The sequence below is a fragment of the Aeromonas sp. RU39B genome (assembly GCF_900156095.1).
Lineage (GTDB): Bacteria > Pseudomonadota > Gammaproteobacteria > Enterobacterales > Aeromonadaceae > Aeromonas.
In genome coordinates this window covers 118,096-136,286 of the sequence record NZ_FTMJ01000009.1, presented here as the reverse complement: position 1 = coordinate 136,286, position 18,191 = coordinate 118,096, and the positions used below count along the sequence as shown (strand labels likewise).

General features: G+C 57.8%; 16 protein-coding genes and 1 riboswitch. Of the genes, 3 read left to right on the top strand and 13 right to left on the bottom strand.

Features of this window, described 5'->3' with window-relative positions:
- Positions 1 to 15: 15 nt before the first annotated feature.
- The 12 genes from BW958_RS13465 to BW958_RS13410 form a co-directional block, all read right to left on the bottom strand.
- A complete protein-coding gene (locus tag BW958_RS13465; RefSeq protein ID WP_076576267.1) occupies positions 16 to 711 on the bottom strand; it encodes a FliH/SctL family protein in 696 nt (231 codons plus the stop codon).
- Positions 711 to 1,739 carry a FliG C-terminal domain-containing protein gene (locus tag BW958_RS13460; protein ID WP_076576266.1) on the bottom strand — a complete coding sequence of 343 codons (1,029 nt, stop codon included), beginning with the start codon at positions 1,737 to 1,739 and terminating at the stop codon, positions 711 to 713. The genes BW958_RS13465 and BW958_RS13460 overlap by 1 nt, the downstream gene beginning before the upstream one ends.
- Positions 1,732 to 3,519: a flagellar basal-body MS-ring/collar protein FliF gene (fliF, locus tag BW958_RS13455; protein WP_083687340.1), complete on the bottom strand. Its 1,788-nt coding sequence runs from the start codon at positions 3,517 to 3,519 to the stop codon at positions 1,732 to 1,734. Before fliF ends, BW958_RS13460 begins: the two co-directional genes overlap by 8 nt.
- Positions 3,520 to 3,528: 9 nt before the next feature.
- Positions 3,529 to 3,873, bottom strand: coding sequence for a flagellar hook-basal body complex protein FliE (locus BW958_RS13450; protein ID WP_076576265.1), 345 nt, complete (start codon positions 3,871 to 3,873; stop codon positions 3,529 to 3,531).
- A gap of 25 nt (positions 3,874 to 3,898) precedes the next feature.
- Complete coding sequence (locus BW958_RS13445; RefSeq protein ID WP_076576264.1) at positions 3,899 to 5,278, bottom strand: sigma-54 dependent transcriptional regulator; 1,380 nt, start codon at positions 5,276 to 5,278, stop codon at positions 3,899 to 3,901.
- Between the two features lie 171 nt (positions 5,279 to 5,449).
- A riboswitch (cyclic di-GMP riboswitch) is annotated at positions 5,450 to 5,537 on the bottom strand.
- A 237-nt stretch (positions 5,538 to 5,774) separates the two neighbouring features.
- The gene (flhA, locus tag BW958_RS13440; RefSeq protein ID WP_076576263.1) at positions 5,775 to 7,850 is read right to left on the bottom strand and encodes a flagellar biosynthesis protein FlhA; all 2,076 of its coding nucleotides are present in this window, start codon (positions 7,848 to 7,850) and stop codon (positions 5,775 to 5,777) included.
- Positions 7,847 to 8,983: an EscU/YscU/HrcU family type III secretion system export apparatus switch protein gene (locus BW958_RS13435; RefSeq protein ID WP_076576262.1), complete on the bottom strand. Its 1,137-nt coding sequence runs from the start codon at positions 8,981 to 8,983 to the stop codon at positions 7,847 to 7,849. Before BW958_RS13435 ends, flhA begins: the two co-directional genes overlap by 4 nt.
- A gap of 3 nt (positions 8,984 to 8,986) precedes the next feature.
- Positions 8,987 to 9,775 carry a flagellar biosynthetic protein FliR gene (gene fliR, locus BW958_RS13430; protein ID WP_076576261.1) on the bottom strand — a complete coding sequence of 263 codons (789 nt, stop codon included), beginning with the start codon at positions 9,773 to 9,775 and terminating at the stop codon, positions 8,987 to 8,989.
- The gene (locus BW958_RS13425) at positions 9,775 to 10,044 is read right to left on the bottom strand and encodes a flagellar biosynthetic protein FliQ (RefSeq protein WP_076576260.1); all 270 of its coding nucleotides are present in this window, start codon (positions 10,042 to 10,044) and stop codon (positions 9,775 to 9,777) included. The genes fliR and BW958_RS13425 overlap by 1 nt, the downstream gene beginning before the upstream one ends.
- The gene (gene fliP / locus BW958_RS13420; RefSeq protein WP_076576259.1) at positions 10,041 to 10,808 is read right to left on the bottom strand and encodes a flagellar type III secretion system pore protein FliP; all 768 of its coding nucleotides are present in this window, start codon (positions 10,806 to 10,808) and stop codon (positions 10,041 to 10,043) included. Before fliP ends, BW958_RS13425 begins: the two co-directional genes overlap by 4 nt.
- On the bottom strand, positions 10,801 to 11,175 hold the full coding sequence (gene fliN, locus BW958_RS13415; protein ID WP_076576258.1) for a flagellar motor switch protein FliN: 375 nt from the start codon (positions 11,173 to 11,175) through the stop codon (positions 10,801 to 10,803). Before fliN ends, fliP begins: the two co-directional genes overlap by 8 nt.
- 19 nt (positions 11,176 to 11,194) lie before the next feature.
- Positions 11,195 to 12,076, bottom strand: coding sequence for a FliM/FliN family flagellar motor C-terminal domain-containing protein (locus tag BW958_RS13410; protein WP_179078857.1), 882 nt, complete (start codon positions 12,074 to 12,076; stop codon positions 11,195 to 11,197).
- A 263-nt stretch (positions 12,077 to 12,339) separates the two neighbouring features.
- Between BW958_RS13410 and ovoA the strand changes: the two genes are divergently transcribed.
- The 3 genes from ovoA (at position 12,340) to BW958_RS13395 (ending at position 17,302) form a co-directional block, all read left to right on the top strand.
- Positions 12,340 to 14,487 carry a 5-histidylcysteine sulfoxide synthase gene (gene ovoA, locus BW958_RS13405; RefSeq protein WP_076576256.1) on the top strand — a complete coding sequence of 716 codons (2,148 nt, stop codon included), beginning with the start codon at positions 12,340 to 12,342 and terminating at the stop codon, positions 14,485 to 14,487.
- 242 nt (positions 14,488 to 14,729) lie between these two features.
- Positions 14,730 to 16,088, top strand: coding sequence for a bifunctional cytidylyltransferase/SDR family oxidoreductase (locus BW958_RS13400; protein ID WP_076576255.1), 1,359 nt, complete (start codon positions 14,730 to 14,732; stop codon positions 16,086 to 16,088).
- Positions 16,089 to 16,111: 23 nt separating this feature from the next.
- Positions 16,112 to 17,302 carry a CDP-glycerol glycerophosphotransferase family protein gene (locus BW958_RS13395; RefSeq protein WP_076576254.1) on the top strand — a complete coding sequence of 397 codons (1,191 nt, stop codon included), beginning with the start codon at positions 16,112 to 16,114 and terminating at the stop codon, positions 17,300 to 17,302.
- Positions 17,303 to 17,355: 53 nt separating this feature from the next.
- Here BW958_RS13395 and BW958_RS13390 read toward each other — a convergent pair whose 3' ends face one another.
- Positions 17,356 to 18,138 carry a TylF/MycF/NovP-related O-methyltransferase gene (locus tag BW958_RS13390; RefSeq protein ID WP_076576253.1) on the bottom strand — a complete coding sequence of 261 codons (783 nt, stop codon included), beginning with the start codon at positions 18,136 to 18,138 and terminating at the stop codon, positions 17,356 to 17,358.
- Positions 18,139 to 18,191: the final 53 nt, after the last annotated feature.

The window sequence follows — 18,191 nt, the reverse complement described above, 5'->3', positions numbered from 1 at the left end:
CGGGCGTACCACTGATCAAGCATCGGCAACCTCGGCCAGGAACAGGGCCACATGATCCATCGCCTGCTGCAGCCGTTCGGCGCAGAGCGACTCAATGGTGCTGTCTGGCGTATCGATACGGCAGTCGCCACGCTGCAAGCCGCCATCATCGCGGATCGGCCACTCGCCGCAGCGGGTTACCCCCACCTCGGCCAACGCAGCAACGTCATCGGGATGCAACCAGATGGTGAGCGGCCCCTTCTGCTCCGGCAACGATTCGAGCACCTGTTCAATCAGGGGAAGCAGCGTATCGGGCCGTTGCCGCAGCTCACGCTGAACGACCAGCTGCGCCACCCGGCTGACCAACTGCAGCAATAGCGCACGCTGCATCGGCAGCTGCGTCTGCTCCCATTGACCAAGCCGCTCGAGAATCGCCGTCAGCGGGATCATGCCCTGCTCGAAGCGGGCACGGCCCTTCTGATCGCCCTGTTTCAGCCCTTGCTTGAGACCGTCATCCAGCCCTTGCTGATGACCTGAGCTATAACCTGCCTCCCGGCCTTCACGCAGCCCATCTTGCTGACCCTGCTCAAAGCCCTGATCGTAGCCTTGCTGCCAAGCCTGTTGCAGGTCGGGCGAGCCGGAGGTCGCTTTCGCCTTGGCCAGTGTCGGAAAATGGTAGGGGCGCACCGGATCGGCCGGTGGCGCCGTAACTTTCGGCCCGTTGTGAGCCATCAGCTCACCACCGCTTCTTCAAACAGCTGATATTCGATCTCGCCCTGCTCGACCAGCGAGCGAACCAGCTGCATGATTTCGCTGCGAGCCTGTTCGACCTTGCTGATAGAGACAGAACCCTGTCCCTGGATCTGGGTTTCCAGCGCCTGTGCCATCCGCTTGGGCATGGCACCGAGCACCACCTTGCGGAAACCGGCATCGGTTCCCTTGAGGGCCACCGCCAGTTGCTCGCTCGGGATCTCCTGCAGCAGGGTTTGCAAGACTTCCGGTGTTTGCCGCTTGAGGGTGTTGAAGTCGAACATGTTTTTCTCCACCTCAATCGCCACAGCGCTGTCGTACTGACGCAACATCTCCAGCATGCGCACCCGATCACCGCGATAGCGGTTGAGGATATCAGCTACCTGACGCACCCCATCGACCTGGGTGCCCGCCTGCTCGGCCACATAGTCGAGGCAGAGATTGATGGTGTGGCGAAGCTCCTGCAGCACCACCTCACTGATCTCTTTCAGGTTGGCCACCCGCAGCAACAGATCGTCGTGCTGATCGGCAGGGAATACATCAAGCACGGCCGAGGAGGTTTCGGCCGGCAGGAAGGCCAGCAACACTGCTTGCAGCTGGGGGTGCTCTTTGACAAAGAAACGACCGATTACCTCGGGCGGCACCCACTGCAGCAGTTGCACTTCATGGCTCACTTCATCGCCATACAGTCCATCGAGCATACCGCGGGCAAAACGGGGGCCCAGCGCCAAATCCAGCGTACGCTGCAGATAGTTACGCGAGGTCCCGCTGATGCCACTCTGTTGTTTATAACGGGCAAAAAACTGCTGAAGGATCCACTTTGCCTCCGCCGTGGAGACGTTCTTTAGCTTGGCGATGGCACCGCTGAGCTTGCGAACCTCTTCACGGTTCAGGCGCTTGAAGATCTTGGCAGCGGCTTCTTCGCCCATGCTCAACATCAGGATGGCCGCTTTCTCCAAATCTTCGATGTGCAGATCAACGGCGGCTTGGTTCAGGCTGATATCACTCATTGTTTCCATTCACCCACATCTTGATCACTTCGGTTACCCGCGTTGTTTCCTGATCCACCAGCATATGCAGATGCTTGAGCTGGACATCCAGGTCACTACCCACTTCCGGCAACTCATCGAGTGAGATGGGCGGTAGCTCCGAGCCTCCCGGGAAGACGTCATTGAGTAGCGCCATGACATTCGGGTCCATTTCGGGTGGCAGCGCCCCTACACCATCAGCAGCCAGTGCCGCCGAATTAAGGGTCGGTTCGCCGTCATCAGCACTGTCGCTGGCCGCACTGCGCGCACGGCTATCCTGACGATGCTGTTCCACCAGATGCTTGACCAGCGGACGAATACCGAGCAGAACCAGCAACAGGCAGAGCAGAGTACCAATCCCGTAGCGCACACCATTCTGGAACAACGGCTGTTGCCACCAGGCTTCGCCAAAGTTGCCCGGAGCCACGGCGGCTTCGGTAAAGGGGAAGCTGGTCAAACTGATCTGGTCACCACGCTGAGACTCAAAACCGACGGCCCGTTCAACCAGTTGATGGATCTCGTCGATCTGGGTCTTGCTCCAGCCACCTTTGGGCGCGACCGACTGATTGAGCAGCACAGAGACACTCAGACGCTGCAGACGTCCCTGCTGGTACTGGGTGTGAGTGACCGCGCGACCCGTCACATAGTCCCGCTTGAACTCACTGCGTTCGTTGCGTGAGGTGTCGGGTGCCGGTGTGCCAGCGGTAGCGGTCTGGGCGGCATTCTGGCCATTACCATTCTGCTGCTGAGCATCGGCGGCCGTTTGCGGCGGACGGTTAGAGAGCGAACCCGGGATCCCGGCGGCGATCTTGTCGAGGCTGTTATCCTGCTTACCGCTTTCGCTGCGCAGGATCGGCTGACCCGGCAGTGACTCTTCGGTCTGCTCAACCTTGTTGAAATCGATATCAGCGGCGACCTGAATACGGAAGTTGTCACTGCCCAGCATCGGATAGAGCATGTCGGCGGCACGTTGGCGGATATAGTCTTCCATCCGGCGCACGTACTCGATCTGCTGCACGCTAAGATGACCGTTGCCATCACCCTGCCGCAGTTGGGCACTGAGCAGACGACCGGCCTGATCCACCACGGTGACGGCATCGGGTTTCATGCCACTGACGCTACCGGCCACCAGATTGATAATCGCCTCAACCTGGCTGCTTTCGAGCTCAGTACCGGCGGCCAGATCCAGCAACACAGAAGCCGTCGGCTTCTCCTCTTCACGACCGATAAACAGGGTTCGTTTAGGAATGGCCAGATGCACCCGGGCACTGCGTACCCCGTCCAGGCCGATGATGGTACGTGCCAACTCCCCTTCGAGCGCGTTGCGATAACGCATGCTCTCCATGAATTCGCTGGTGCCAAGGCCCACCTTGCCATCAAGCCCTTCCATACCGGCCGGCATGGCGGCACGCACACCGTGCGCTGCCAGCTTGATGCGTACCTGAGCGAGCTGATTTTCCGGCACCAGTACCTGACCAGTCCCAGTATCGAGCTTGAAGGGAACCTGATCCTTTTCGAGCATTTCGAGGATATTGGCGGTGTCATACATTTCCTGGCGGCCATAGAGCGGGACATAGCTCTGGCTGGCCGTCCACAAAATGACGACGATGCTGGCAGCCACCAGGGCCGCCAGCAGGGCAATCACCAGTACGGAACGGTTGTCACCGGATTGCTGACGCCAACGGTCCAGCAACCCACCGACGACTTGCTTGGCCTGATCGGCGCGCTCGTTGAGGATTTTCTTCCTGGTACGTTCACTCATGAGTCAACCTTACAGTCCCATGTTCATCACGTCGTCAAGGCCGGACATCACCTTGTTGCGCGTCTGTACCAGCGCAGAGAAACTCAGACTGGCTTTCTGAATGCTGACCATGGTGCCAACCATGTCGGTACTTTCCCCGGTTTCAATCGCCCGCTGGTTACTGCTGGCGTCCAACTGCTGTTGGTTGACGCTGTTGATAGCCGTCGAAAGATAGCTGCCAAAGTCTGCCGGCGCGGCGCCGGACACCTGCGGCTCATCGGTCGACGCAGCGGGTTGGATCGCCGCGGCGTCGGCTGCGAGTGCCTGCATCTCTTGCAACATACCGGCACCTGCGGTCACAGGTTCAATCCACATCTCGTTTATCCTCAAGCTCTTATCATTATTGGAAGACCAATTGGTCAATATTGATGCCCTGCTCGCGCATGGCAGCCAATTTGTAGCGAAGGGCGCGGGTGGTCATCCCGAGCGCTTCTGCAGTGCGGGTACGATGGCCATCAAAACGGCGCAAGGTATCCAAAACGCATTGATACTCTGCCTGCCGTTTACTGGCATGCAGACTTGGGGTCGGTGCCGTCACCGGCGACTCCATCACCACCGTAGCTTGATGAGTCGGCTGTAACGCCAACCCCTCCACCGGCAGGTGCAGATCTTCTGGCTGCAGAGTCAGCCCACGGCTCAGGATCAGCGCCCGCTGCATCACGTTTTCCAGCTCACGCACATTCCCCGGCCAACGGTAGGCCAGCAGTTGGCGAACTGCCGCAGAACCGAGTTGATAGCCGCTATCCGGGGCATATTTAGCGATAAAGTGTTGGGCCAACGGCAGAATGTCAGCCGGACGCTCACGCAGTGCTGGCCAACGCAGAGGCAGGACATCCAGCCGATAGAAGAGGTCTTGGCGAAAGCTGCCTTCCGCCACCATGGCGCGCAGGTCACGGTTACTCGCCGCCAGAATGCGCACATTCAGGGCTATGCGCTGGTGACTGCCAAGCCGCTCAACTTCCCGCTCCTGCAAGACCCGCAGTAACTTGGCCTGTAGCGGCAGGGGAAGTTCACCGATCTCGTCGAGCAGCAGGGTGCCACCCTGCGCCAGTTCAAACTTGCCGGGCTGGCTCTGTACCGCGCCGGTATAGGCTCCCTTGGCCACGCCAAACAGCATGGCTTCCAGCATATTTTCCGGAATCGCAGCGCAGTTGATGGCGACATAAGGGGCAGCTGCGCGGGCTGAATGGGCGTGAATAAAGCGGGCCAGACACTCCTTGCCGGTCCCCGACTCGCCGGTAATCAGCACCGATGCATCGGTATTGGCTGCACGGCGGGCCAACTGAATGACCTGGCGGGCAACATGGGAACTCACCACCATATCTGGCTGGGGCGAAAGTAGCGTCAGCAGATCATCGAGCGCGTGCAGTAATTGCGGGACGCTGCAAGGCTTGTGCAGATAATCGAGAGCACCGTGGCACAGGGCTTCACTGGCAGCCTGGTTCTGATGGGGCTTGACCAGTACCAGGATAAGACTTTGGGGGGAGCGACGGTGACAGTCGGTCACCAGGGAAGAGAGATGCTGATCGTCCTCACTGTTGATGACAATCACGGTGGGGGCAGTCTCCCCAAGGGAAGGGCTGATCTGGCTCTGGTGCAACACACGCCACCCAGCCTGCTGCAAAGGCACTCGCCATTGTTCGACAAGATGCGACTGGGCATCGAGCCACAATAGCCTCTTTTCTGCCGTGTCGGCGTAACCCTGCTTAACCCTGTCCATCAATCAATTCCCTACCACCTTATGGTCTGTCAGGATCCATTATTCCCAAGCGCAGAAGTACGCTGGGTGATTGCGCGTCATCCATTTAGAGAAAGGGTGTGAGGGACAGCCACATTCCACAGAGAGATCTCCCGATTTAAATCAGGAAATCATCGACAGATATCCGTGCTATCTGGCAACCCCGCTGTCATGACCTTTTCAGGCGGTAGACCGGAAGCTTTGCGCCCTGCCCTTTCGATGCAGTTTGCCCAAAATGAATTTTGGGATGGTTTAAAAAACGCACTTTGCCGGAGAAAGTGCATGTTATGAGTTATTATTAGATAAGAAAACAACCCCAAGTGTAATTTTTGCGTTAAGAAGACTCAAGTGCATAATACCTATGCCGATATATAATAATTTGTTTTTTTGACAATTTGATTAGCTAATAGCCATCTCCGAAAGATAATATTTCATCAGAATATGGCTATTAATAAATACATCATAATGGGGCTATCCATTAGCCCAATGAACCCAACACATCCAACTGCACCGAGTCACCAATTTCATTGTAGGAGAGCACATGCAACCCCTTGGCAAAGGTTCGGGAATAGCGCGCCAAAAGGGGTCTCAGCTGGGGCATAACGACCAGCACCGGCGGTAATCCCTTACGCTGCATCTGCTCTTTAATACCTGGCATGCGTTGCTGCAACTGCGCCAGTAATTGAGGTTCAATCGGGAATGAATCAAGGGCTACTTTCCCCTGTTGCTGCGCTTGACGCAAGGCTGTTAACAGAGTTTGTTCGAGGCGCTCTTCCAAGGTAAAACCAGCCAACTTACTGCGGTCGCGCATTAATTGCCGCAACAGTGAGCGACGTAATACACAACGAACATCCGAGGCCAAAACAATAGGATCTTTGGTATTTTCGCTACTATCCAGAATACTGGTAGCAATCGCCTTGATATCTACCAGACTAATCTGTTCCCGCAACAAATAACGCAGCACACGGAGCTGTTGCATAGGCGTTAATGCGGCGTTAAGTGACTCCGATAATTTGGGTGCAATCGCCGCCAGCCGCTCGTGCCATTTGCCAATTTCCTCATGACCGAACAACTCCTCCATATTCTCCCGCATCACCTTGCTGACATGTGTCGCAATAACCGATGCAGGCTCAACCACCGAATATCCCATATTGAGTGCTTTGGCGCGATCGGCTGATTCAATCCAGACGGCATCCATGTCATAGGCCGGATCACGGGCCAAAATGCCATCGAGTTTGCCATACACCTCACCGCTGTTGATCGCCATCAGGCGCTCCGGTTCGATGCGGCCATCCGCCACCGGGACACCGGCCAACCGCACCTGATATTGATCCGGCTTGAGCTGCAGGTTGTCTTTGACCCGGATTTCCGGCAGCAGGAATCCATATTGCTCGGAGAGGGTTTTGCGAATACCGCGCACCCGTTGCAGTAACTCGGCGCCCTTCTCTTTATCGGCCAGTCGTACCAAGCGGTAGCCCAGGTCCACAACAATCGGGTCGAGGAAGGGGAGATCCTGCCACTCCAGGGTTTCACGGGGCGCTTCGGCTTTGCGCTCCACCAACGCCTCTGCCTCTTCCAGACTCTCGCGGCGCAGCTGGTCCTGATGGGAACGCCAGCCGGAGTAAGCCAGTACGGCGGCAAAAGAGAGGAAGGCCAGTGTCGGCATGCCGGGCACCAGACCCAGCACCATCATGACACCGGCCGCGGTGATCATGACCCGTGGCGATGCCAGCAACTGACGACCCATCAGGTCGCTCATCTCACCTTCATCGTTGACGCGGGTCACGATGATGGCCGCCGCCGTCGACATCAGCAGGGACGGGATCTGGGCCACCAGACCATCACCGATAGTCAGCAGGGCATAGCGCTGGAAGGCGTCGGCGGCTGCCATATCGTGCTGGAAGATACCGATACAGAGACCGCCGAGCATGTTGATGAGCAGTACCAGCATGCCGGCGATGGCATCGCCGCGCACAAACTTGGAAGCACCGTCCATCGCCCCGTAGAAGTCTGCTTCACGGGCGATCTCGGCCCGGCGGGCCTTGGCGCCCTTCTGGTCGAGCAAACCGGCATTCAGATCGGCGTCGATCGCCATCTGCTTACCGGGCATCGCATCCAGAGTAAAACGTGCCGACACTTCGGAGATCCGCTCACCACCCTTGGTGATAACCACGAAGTTGATCACCATCAGGATGACGAAAACCACCAAGCCGACGACGTAGTTGCCGCCAACCACCACCTCACCGAATGACTGGATGACCTTACCGGCAGCATCGGCGCCATTCTGGCCATGCAGCAGCACCACCCGGGTTGAGGCGACGTTGAGTGACAAGCGCATCAGGGTGGCGATCAAGAGCACCGTCGGGAACAGCGAGAAGTCGAGTGGCCGGCGGGCCGATACCGACACCAGCAGCACCAGCAACGCCAGTACGATGTTGAAAGTGAACAGCGCATCGAGCAACCAGGCCGGCAATGGCAGGATCACCATTGCCAAGACGGCCAGTATCATCAACGGCACACCGGTATAGGATTTGGTCAGACTACGCCAATTCACGACTTACCTCGTTCCTTCAGAAGTTGCACCGGGACTGGCAGATTAGCCAGCGGTCTGGGCTGTTTGCCCCGACCATCCCGATAGGCTTTCAGTTGCATGACGTGGCTCAATACCTGAGCCACCGCGTTATACAGGGACGACGGGATCTCCTGATCGACCCGCGTCGAGTAGTACACAGCCCGCGCCAACTCGGGCAGAGCCAGTACCGGTTTGTCCATTTCTGCTGCCAGTTCCCGAATGCGCAGCGCCATCTCGTCGATCCCCTTGGCCACCACATAGGGCGCCTTGGCTTTCTTGGGGTCATAACGCAGCGCGACCGAGTAGTGGGTCGGGTTGACCAGCACCACATCAGCTTTCGGCAGGCGTCGCTTCAGCTGCGAGCGGGAGAGCGCCACCTGCATGCGGCGAATCCGCATCTTCACTTCCGGTCGCCCTTCGACGCTTTGTCGCTCTTCCTTGATATCCTGCTTGCTCATGCGCAGCCCCTTGAGCAGCTGCCACTGCTGGAATGGCACGTCGATGACGGCAATCAGCCCCAGCAGGATGGCCATGAACAACCAGGCTTCGGCCAGAATCTGCAACCCGCGGTGCATAGCCACCGGGAAGGATGCCCGGCTCATACCGACCAACGTGGCGCTATTTTGATGCAGCACAATCCAGAGCACACTGCCCACCAGCAGCACCTTGAGCAGTGCTTTTCCCGCTTCGACCCAGCTGCGCACTGAGAATACGCGTCCAAGACCGGTCAACGGATTGAGCCGGGAGCCCTTGGGCAGCAGATTGTCCCATACCAGCACGGCCCCACCGGGCAGGATGCCGAGAAAAGCCACCGCGATGGCGAGCAGGCCCAGTGGCGGGATGAGCAGTCCCAGCATGTCGAGAAGGGCATCGCCAAAGCGACTGACCATCACGCCCGGAGTTCGCGCCGCTGCCGCATCAATGGTGAACTGGCTGCGCATCTGGGCGATAAAAAAATTACCAAAGGTGCCGGCCCAGGCATTCAGGCAGAGACTGCCAAGCAGCATCAGACCTGCACTCACCAGTTCCCGTGAACGGGCGACCTGCCCCTTGCGCCGAGCTTGGCGCAGTCGTCTGGGGGTCGCCTTTTCGCTGCGGTTCTGCGATTCGGACATGGGCTAACGCCCCCCGGTAAACTGGGCCAGATGGGAGAGCATGCCCTCAACCAGCTCCAGATAGACGCCGGGAATACCGCTAAAGGTGAGCAAAAAAGCGAACAAACCGACGATCATGCTCAGCGGAAAGCCCAGTGACAAAATATTGAATGCCGGAGCGGTCCGGTTCATCACCCCGAATGCCAGGTTGACCAGCAACATGGCGATCACTGCCGGCAGTGCCAGCGTCATGGCACCGGTAAAGAACCAGGCCACCAGTCGCCACACCTGATCCAGCCCGAGCAAGTAAATTGAGCTGCCCGGCGGCCACAGGCGCAAGCTATTGACTAACAGATCCAGAACGACAAGATGCCCATTCATGGTGAGAAACAGTAGCCCACACAAAATATTCAGTAAGCTCGCCATAACAGGGGTACTTTGGCCATTTACAGGATCGTTCATCACTGCCATAGCCAGCCCCATCTGCTGGGAAATGACCTGCCCCGTCAATCCAAGTAGCCAGAACAAGCAACGCACACCCGAACCAAACAGGGCGCCAAACAGGATCTGGGCCAACGTCAGCAGTGCCGTCTCGGGTGAGAGAGGGTCAACGGCAGGCAGCGGCACCTGGTGCAGCGGTGCCACCAGCAAGGCAAGCAGGAAGGCCAGAATGATGCGCACCCGCACGTTAACGGTGAAATCGCCCAGCAGAGGCATGGCCCAAAAGGCAGCCGACAGGCGCACAAATGGCCACCACCAGAGACCAATCCAGGTCGCTAGGGTGGCAGCATCAGGCAACTGCCAGCCCCCCATCAGCTGATAACTCCCGGTATGCTTACGAAAATCTCGTGAAACAGGGCGTCAAACTGGCGCAATATCCAGGGCCCGGTAAACAGCAGCGTCAGCAAGGTCACGGTCAGACGCGGCAGGAAACTTAAGGTCTGCTCCTGAATCTGGGTCGCGGTTTGCACAATGCTGACCAGCAATCCCACCAGCAGACTCGGCACAATCAGTACCAGCACCAGTACGATGATAAGACTGACCCCTTGGCGCACCAGCTCGGCGCACTGCTCCGGAGTCATCGTCCAATATCCCCAAAGCTGGCAGCCAGCGAGCCGACCGTCAGCGCCCAGCCATCCACCATCACGAATACCATCAGCTTGAATGGCAACGAGATAACCAGCGGCGACAGCATCATCATCCCCATCGCCATCAGCACGCTCGCCACCACCAGGTCGATAACCAGAAACGGGATAAACAGCATGAAACCGATCTGGAAGGCGGTGTTGAGTTCACTCAGCACAAAAGCCGGCATCAGGACACCAAACGGCACCTCATCCGGCTTCAGGGTCAGCGGCTCCTGAGCGATGCGCAGCACCTGTTCCAGGTCGTTTTCACGGGTCTGAGTCAGCATAAAACGGCGTAGCGGCACTTCCGCCTTTTCAATGGCGGCCGACAGCGTCATGGTCCCTTGGTCATAAGGAACAAACGCCTCGGTGTATACCTGCTGCCAGACCGGACGCATGATGAGCAGGGTCAACGCCAGTGCAATCCCGAGCAATACCCGGTTCGGCGGGCTCGACTGCAGACCCAGCGCCTGACGCAAAATCGCCAGCACGATGATGATGCGGGTAAAGCTGGTCATCATCAGCAACAAGCTCGGCAGCAAGCCGAGCAAGGTCATGAAGAACAGGATCTGCAGTTTGACGTGGTAGTCCTGCCCACCATCGGCACCGGGTGATACCGAGAACAGCGACACATCCGCCGCCTGACTCGGCACTGCCAGTAGCAACAGAGCCAGTAACGGCAACCACCGGCCAAGCCGGTGGGCAACCCGGTTAAGCATCCAGGTCATCCAGCAGTTGCTCGTCCACAATCTCGGTCAGACGCAGACCGTATTTGCCATTGACCAGCACCACTTCGCCACGTGCCAGCAGATGGCCGTTAACCCGCACATCCAGCGGAGCGCCTGCCTGTTTGTCGAGGGCCAGCACGGTCCCTTTACCAGCCTGCATCAGTTCGCCGAGCGGCAGTTCGGTACTGGCCACTTCCAAGGTCACCTTGACCGGGATCTGACGGAAAAAGCGCAGATCGCGGTTGCGGCTGCCGTTAGTGGCCGCCGCATTGGAGAGATCGACCTCGTCCTGTTTCTCGAACAGGCCATCCAGTCCATCCAACCCCAGATCCATCAGCGACTCATCATTCTGTTTCATTCACATTCATCCTTAACAATCACAGGTCAGTGACCTGAAACACCAGATTGCCCTGATGTTCGGCGATATTGCCGCGCAGACAGGTTTGCGCGCCGAGACGAGCCGGCAGCGGTTCGCTCAGATCGAGGCTCAGCGTGTCCCCGACCGTGAGTTCGCTCACCTCAGCCAGATTCATGTTCCACTGCTGCATAACGACCTGCAAACGCACTGGGACCTGATGCACCGCCAGTTGCAGATCGGCGTCGAGTTTCTCGACCGGGATATCGTTGCTGTCGGCCAGCAGTGGCCAATAGAGGCGCCAGACGACCTTGTGTTCACCGAGGTTCATTTCAACCCGGGTCCACAACCAGCGTCCCACTTCCGGCAGCTGATCCGCAGCGCCAGTGCCCACGTCCCAGCTTTGCTCGTCCCAGCCAAGCAATGAGGAAAGAATGTCGAGTTGATGCTGCAGCAGACGCTGCAGCAGACGAATTTCGGCATCGGTGGGAGAGCGCTTGGTATTTTCACGCTCGGTACCGAGCGGACGGCCACCAAAGAACAGTACCGCCAAGCGGAACAGTTCCAGGTGTTCGATTTGCAGCAGAGCCTGTGGCTGGCGGCCAGCATGGGGTTGTTCCCCGGTCGCCAGTAACCAGATGTCTTGAGCACTACTCTCTTCGATGCCCGGCGCTTCACACGCAGCGAAGGGGGCCAGCGACAGGTGGCAAGCGTGGCCATTGAACAGCACGCCCATGCAGTTACCGCACAGGGAGGCAAAGCTGCGTCGCTGGGCATTAACGTGGCGCAACTGCTCGTGAGCGGATCCTTCCACCTGCAGGAGATCCATGACCGGGAACCGATCGGCTTCGGCACCTTGCCACATTCTTGGCTCGTGGGTGCCCGAACGTCCCTTTTTGAACATATGCACTCCCGCTTGCGAATCCATTAAGTAGAAAACCGTATGGTCAAAGCGACGACCTTGGCGATAAACTGAAACTGATTTCGCAAAAAATTTTCAAAAAACTCACAGTAAATTGATTTTAAAGAGTTTTATTTTTACAGCCGCTCTGCATTACGCCTGTTTCTGCCCCACGAATCAGGTTCCGGCTGTATACCACTGACCCAATAACGTCACTCGCGCCGTATAGAGTGGATTCATCACTTCACGCATAAGGAGCCGTGCCCGTGACTTCCGCCTACTCCCTGCGCAGCAGAGCCCCCGGATTGTCTGCACCGACCCGCACCTTGCTGCTGCATGGTAACGACCCCGAACAAAAACGCCGCGAGCTGCTCGATTACTTCACCCAAACCTTCGATCTCTACGAGCAGTTGTTCGACTGCCTGGCCGACCAGCGCGCCTGGTTTATCAAGGCGATCCGCCTGCGCCACCCGCTGATCTTCTACTACGGCCACACGGCGGCCTTTTTCATCAACAAACTGATGGCTGGCCGCCTGATTGATAAACGTATCGACGCCCGCATTGAGGCCATGGTGGCGATCGGGGTCGATGAGATGAGCTGGGATGATCTGGACGAGCGCAACTACGACTGGCCAAGCGTGGCAGCACTGCGCGATTACCGTCAGCAGGTGCGGGCACGGGTCATTGCCTTTATCGACAACATGCCGATGGAGCTGCCCATCCGCTGGGAGAGCCCGGTGTGGGCGATTCTGATGGGCATCGAACACGAGCGGATTCACCTCGAGACCTCCAGCGTCTTGATCCGCCAGCTGCCGCTTGATTGGGTGCAGCCACAACCAGCTTGGCCAATCTGTCCGCAGGCGCGCCAAGACCGTCATTCGGTTCCGGCCAATCGCCTGCTGCCAGTAGCTGGCGGCGGGGTGGAACTTGGCAAGTGCGACGACACCTATGGCTGGGACAACGAATATGGCCAGCGGCGGGTCGAACTGGCGCCGTTTCAGGCCAGTCAACTGCTGGTGAGTAATGCCGAGTTTTTCGAGTTTGTGGCAGCCGGTGGTTATCACCAACGCCGCTTCTGGGATGACGAGGGGTGGGGCTGGCGCAGCTTTGCCAAGGCGGTCATGCCCACCTTCTGGGTGGGTCACGCTGACCAGCCGGACTCATTGCAGCTACGCCTGATGACCCATGAGGTGCCCATGCCGTGGGACTGGCCGGTTGAGGTCAACCAACTGGAGGCCGCCGCTTTCTGCCGCTGGAAACGCGAGATCACTGGAGAGTCGGTTCAGTTGCCGAGCGAGGCGCAGTGGCAGCATCTGCGCAGCCGCATCGCGGCGGATCAGCCGCACTGGCCACAGGCCCCCGGCAACATCAATCTGGAGTATTGGGCCTCCTCTTGCCCGGTCGATCTGTTTGCCAGCGGTGAATTTTACGATCTGATCGGCAATGTTTGGCAGTGGACCAGCACCCCGATTGATGGCTTCGAGGGGTTCAAAGTGCATCCGCTCTACGATGACTTCTCCACTCCCACCTTCGATGGCAAACACAATCTGATGAAGGGCGGCAGCTGGATCAGTACCGGTAACGAAGCTATCCGCTCGTCACGCTATGCGTTTCGTCGCCACTTCTTCCAGCATGCCGGTTTTCGCTATCTGGTTTCCGATTATCAGGAGCCGCAGAGCGTCAACCCGTATGAAACCGACACCCTGGTCGCCCAATACCTGGATTTCCACTACGGACCGCGCCACTTTGGCGTCGCCAACTTCGGACAGACGCTGGCACGGATTGCGGCCGACAGCGCCGCGCAGCATGGCCGGGCGCTTGATATCGGCTGCGCCGTCGGCCGGGCCAGCTTCGAGCTGGCGCGCTACTTCGCCCATGTGGATGGGGTCGATTACTCGGCGCGCTTTATCGATGTGGCATTGGCCCTGACCCGGCAGGAGAGCTTCCGCTATGCGGTGCCGACCGAAGGGGAGTTGGTGGAGTATCGTGAAGCGCGGCTGGCCGATCACGATCTGGAACCAACCAGCCGCATTCACTTTAGCCAAGGGGATGCCTGCAACCTCAAGCCCAAATATGCCGATTATGACCTGGTGCTGGCCGCCAATCTGCTCGACCGTCTGCGTGAACCGGCGCGCTTCCTACAAGACATTGGTAACCGGCTGCGACCGGGTGGCATCTTGCTGCTCACCAGCCCCTACACCTGGCTAGAGGAGTTTACCCCCAAGGCGCACTGGCTCGGCGGCATTCGTGAAAACGGCGAGGCGCTGACTACCCATCAGGCGTTGCAGCGCCTGCTCGGCAGTCAGTTTGAAGAGATTGCCCAGCCACGCGACATCCCCTTCGTGATTCGCGAAACCGCCCGCAAATACCAGCATACCGTGGCCCAGCTCACCGTCTGGCGCAAACGCAATTAACCAGAGCGGGGCCGCCAGGCCCCGTTTTTATAACCAAGCCTAACCGATTGATGTACAACAGGATCAATACAACCGGTCCGAAATCCTCAGAAAAAGCCCCCGCCCTTTTCAATTTTTCAGCGTGACTGGTCGCTGTGCATCACAAAGATCCGATTGCCTTTGTCAGTTGCAGTGATCGACCAAGCGCCTCTCCCGGCCAAGGTTTGCACCGACCGGCAGAACCCGTGGATGGGGCACACCAGATGAAAAATATTGCCGTTATTCTCGCCGCCGGTTCCGGCACCCGTTTCGGGGCGGCCATGCCCAAACAGTTCATCAAGCTGGCGGGTAAACCGGTCATCTGTTACACGCTCGACGCGTTCCAGAAAGCCACCTGCATCGACGAGATCATCATCGTGACCAACCAGGAATACCTCGATATGGTGTTCGAGCTGGTCACTGACCATCACTTTAGCAAGGTGAGCAAAGTGATCAGCGGCGGCCGCGAGCGCTATGACTCCTCCTGGTCAGCGATTCAGGCCAGCGAGGTGGATGAGTGCAACCTGATCTTCCATGACGCCGTTCGCCCGTTTGTCTCCCAGCGCATTATTCAGGATTGTGTCACCGCCCTTGAGCAATGGGGCGCCGTGGATGTGGTGGTCGATCCCACCGACACCATCGTCAAGATTCGTGGCGACAAGATCATGTCGATTCCGGATCGTCGTATGTTGGCCCGCGGCCAAACGCCCCAGGCCTTTCGCAAATCGGTGATCCGCAGTGCCTACCAGCGCTTTATGGAAGACCCGGAAAAAGTAGCGTCGGACGATTGCGGTATCGTGCTGAAATACCTGCCCAGTGAGCCGGTATATGTGGTCAAAGGTGAAGAGCAGAACTTCAAGATCACTCACCAGCAGGATCTCTATCTGGCGGACAACTTCATCAAAGATGGGTTGATTGAGCACGAAAGTGCCGATCATGAGCATCTGGAGCGCTCGTTAGCCGATAAAGTGGTGGTCATCTTCGGAGGCAGTAGCGGTATCGGTGCCGCACTGGTGGCGCAGTGCCGCGAGGTTGGCGCCAACGTCTACGCCTTTAGCCGTGGCAATGGCTGCGATATCACCGCCTATCAGGCCGTGCAGGAGGCGTTGGCCTCGGTCAACCACAGTGAAAAACGCATCGACTACATCATCAACACCGCCGGTGTGCTGATCAAAAAGCCGCTCTCGTTTGTATCAGACCACGAAGTGGCGGCCAGTTGCGGGGTTAACTACACCGGAGCCATCAACGTCGCCCGCGCCGCCTTCGAGCACTTGAGAGCATCGCGCGGCATGCTGGTCAACTTCACCTCCAGCTCCTTCACCCGTGGCCGGGCCGGCTACAGCCTCTACTCCTCCAGCAAGGCGGCCATTGTCAATCTGACCCAGGCCCTTTCCGAGGAGTGGCTCGGCAATCAGGTGCGGGTCAATTGCATCAACCCCGAGCGCACCGACACCCCGATGCGGCGCAGCAACTTTGGTATCGAGCCGAGCGAAACGCTGCTCAGCGCCACCCAGGTGGCACGCAGCACCTTGTCGGTCATGGCCTCCAGTTACACCGGACAGGTCGTACTGGTTCGCAAATAATTCAACTCCAGGTGGTATCTCTCATGAATCCGGCGGTTCTTGCGCTCTGCGATGATCTGGAAACCTTGTCGAAAAAGAAGAAGAAAGAGCGGCTGATTCTGTTCTTTGGTCGAGACAGCTTCTGCGACAACACCAAGTACCTGTTCTTGCACATGCTGGAGCACTATCCGGATTACCGAATCTTCTGGTGCTCGGGTAACGCAACGCTGGTTGATAGCCTAAAGCGCCAGGGCATTCCCGCCTTCAACATCGCCGCCGATCCCAAATTCACCTATCAGATCTTCCTGGAAGCGACGCTCTCGGTGTTCTGCGTCAATCCGCTGGAGAGCGTCAACGGCAACATGATGATGCTGGCCTGTCTGGCCGGTTCGCTCACCATCCAGTTGTGGCACGGCATCGGCGTCAAAAAAATCGATCTGGGCACCACTGCCCAGCGGGATCTCGAATCCCTGCAGGTAACCAAGACGTTGATTGGTGCCACCCAGGCCGATTACTACCTCAGCCCGTCGGCCTTTGTCGATGACAAGTGGCATGAGTTCTTCGGTGCCCGCCAGCTGATCCGTGCCGGCTATCCGCGCAACGAGGTGCTGCTACGCGATAGCAAACCACGCGAACTGCTGGGTGCTGAGCTGACGCCGCCGGTGCAGCGCGCCCTCTATCGCAGCCCACAACGAAAAATCCTGCTGGCACCCACCTGGGTCGAGAACATTGGTCTGAACCATCAGGCCGTACAAACAGCGATATTGCAATTCTGCCAACAACATGACATTCAGGTGTTTATCAAAAAACACCCCTTTGCCAAGGGCAAACCCCTGACGCTCAAGGCACCCAATCTGTTTGTGATCGATCCTTCGGTGGATATCTATCCGCATATGAAGGCGTTTGCAGCCATGGTCACTGACTACTCGTCCATCGTGTTCGACTATCTGCTGCTGGATCGCCCCATCCTGACTGTCGACACCGATAACGGCCCTGAGTTCAACTACGCCAACTCACCGGACCAGGGCGCTTTTCGCTACTCCGTCACCCATGACAACGTCGCCGAGATGTTTGGCGAAGCCCTGTTCCGTGACAGTAAATCTGAGGCGCGCAAGGCGCTCTGCAAGTTCATCTTCGACAGCGATAACCACAACGCCTGTGAGCTGCTGGCGACCAAGATCATGGTACTTAACGAGCAGAAACAGCTGGAACGGCACCGGCTGACCATAGTCTGAACCTGAGCATCCCCTTAAAACAAAACGCCCCGGACCAGCCGGGGCGATTTTCATCATTCACCAAACACAGCCCAAGAGCAGTAAGTCTGGTGTGGATGACGACGCAGAGCCAGGTTGTTAAGGCCCAGCACCTCCTGCACGGCCAGGGTTTCCCCCGGGAAGTGCTGACAATTGAGTTCGTCAAACACCAGCACCGACCCCTTCACCAGACGCGGGATAATTTTTTCCAGCACGGTTTTAGTCGGCTTGTAGACATCCATATCGAAGATCGCCATAGAGATGATGGCGTGCGGGTTTCGCACTAGCCAATCCTCGATGGTCAGCGAGGCGTCGCCCTTGACCAACTCGAACTTGCGGATATGAGAGAGCGGTGAGAGCGACTCATGAATGGTCAGGATCTCGTCGAGCAACTGCTCGTAATTCTCGGTTGTGGAGTAGTCGCCAATACGGGAGAAACCACCATCCTTCTCGTTCACATTGGGAAAGCCGGAGAAGGTGTCAAAGCCGATGATCTTGCGACTGACGTTATAGGGTTCATACATGCCGCGCAGATTGATCATCTGGGTCAGCGTTGCCCCCCACTGCACACCGAATTCACAGATTACGCCCGGGACTTCCAGGATTTTCTGATACAGCTGGTTGTAGTAAAGAATCCGACTGAGGGTTTGCCGCTTCTGGGCAACCAGCGCGTGGGCATTCCATTGATGGCCAAACTCGCCAAGCAGAGACTGGGCGATAGTCAGCAGCCGCTCCTGCTTTTCTATCTCCGAATCCGATTGCTGGGTAAGCTCTTTACCCACTTTGGCCAGAGTGTAATCACTACCGTTGATGTTCATGGGTCGCTTCAATCCTGCTGATGCTGCTTGAACGTGAGATTTATCGTGACCAA

Bases quoted from the DNA above. Each gene is read 5' to 3' on its own strand.
- BW958_RS13450 (WP_076576265.1), bottom strand. From the start codon at position 3,873: ATGTGGATTGAACCTGTGACCGCAGGTGCCGGTATGTTGCAAGAGATG.
- BW958_RS13465 (WP_076576267.1), bottom strand. From the start codon at position 711: ATGGCTCACAACGGGCCGAAAGTTACGGCGCCACCGGCCGATCCGGTG.
- BW958_RS13445 (WP_076576264.1), bottom strand. From the start codon at position 5,278: ATGGACAGGGTTAAGCAGGGTTACGCCGACACGGCAGAAAAGAGGCTA.
- BW958_RS13425 (WP_076576260.1), bottom strand. From the start codon at position 10,044: ATGACTCCGGAGCAGTGCGCCGAGCTGGTGCGCCAAGGGGTCAGTCTT.
- BW958_RS13400 (WP_076576255.1), top strand. From the start codon at position 14,730: ATGAAAAATATTGCCGTTATTCTCGCCGCCGGTTCCGGCACCCGTTTC.
- fliF (WP_083687340.1), bottom strand. From the start codon at position 3,519: ATGAGTGAACGTACCAGGAAGAAAATCCTCAACGAGCGCGCCGATCAG.
- fliP (WP_076576259.1), bottom strand. From the start codon at position 10,808: ATGCTTAACCGGGTTGCCCACCGGCTTGGCCGGTGGTTGCCGTTACTG.
- BW958_RS13460 (WP_076576266.1), bottom strand. From the start codon at position 1,739: ATGAGTGATATCAGCCTGAACCAAGCCGCCGTTGATCTGCACATCGAA.
- BW958_RS13390 (WP_076576253.1), bottom strand. From the start codon at position 18,138: ATGAACATCAACGGTAGTGATTACACTCTGGCCAAAGTGGGTAAAGAG.
- fliR (WP_076576261.1), bottom strand. From the start codon at position 9,775: ATGGGGGGCTGGCAGTTGCCTGATGCTGCCACCCTAGCGACCTGGATT.
- fliN (WP_076576258.1), bottom strand. From the start codon at position 11,175: ATGAAACAGAATGATGAGTCGCTGATGGATCTGGGGTTGGATGGACTG.
- BW958_RS13410 (WP_179078857.1), bottom strand. From the start codon at position 12,076: ATGTTCAAAAAGGGACGTTCGGGCACCCACGAGCCAAGAATGTGGCAA.
- BW958_RS13395 (WP_076576254.1), top strand. From the start codon at position 16,112: ATGAATCCGGCGGTTCTTGCGCTCTGCGATGATCTGGAAACCTTGTCG.
- BW958_RS13435 (WP_076576262.1), bottom strand. From the start codon at position 8,983: ATGTCCGAATCGCAGAACCGCAGCGAAAAGGCGACCCCCAGACGACTG.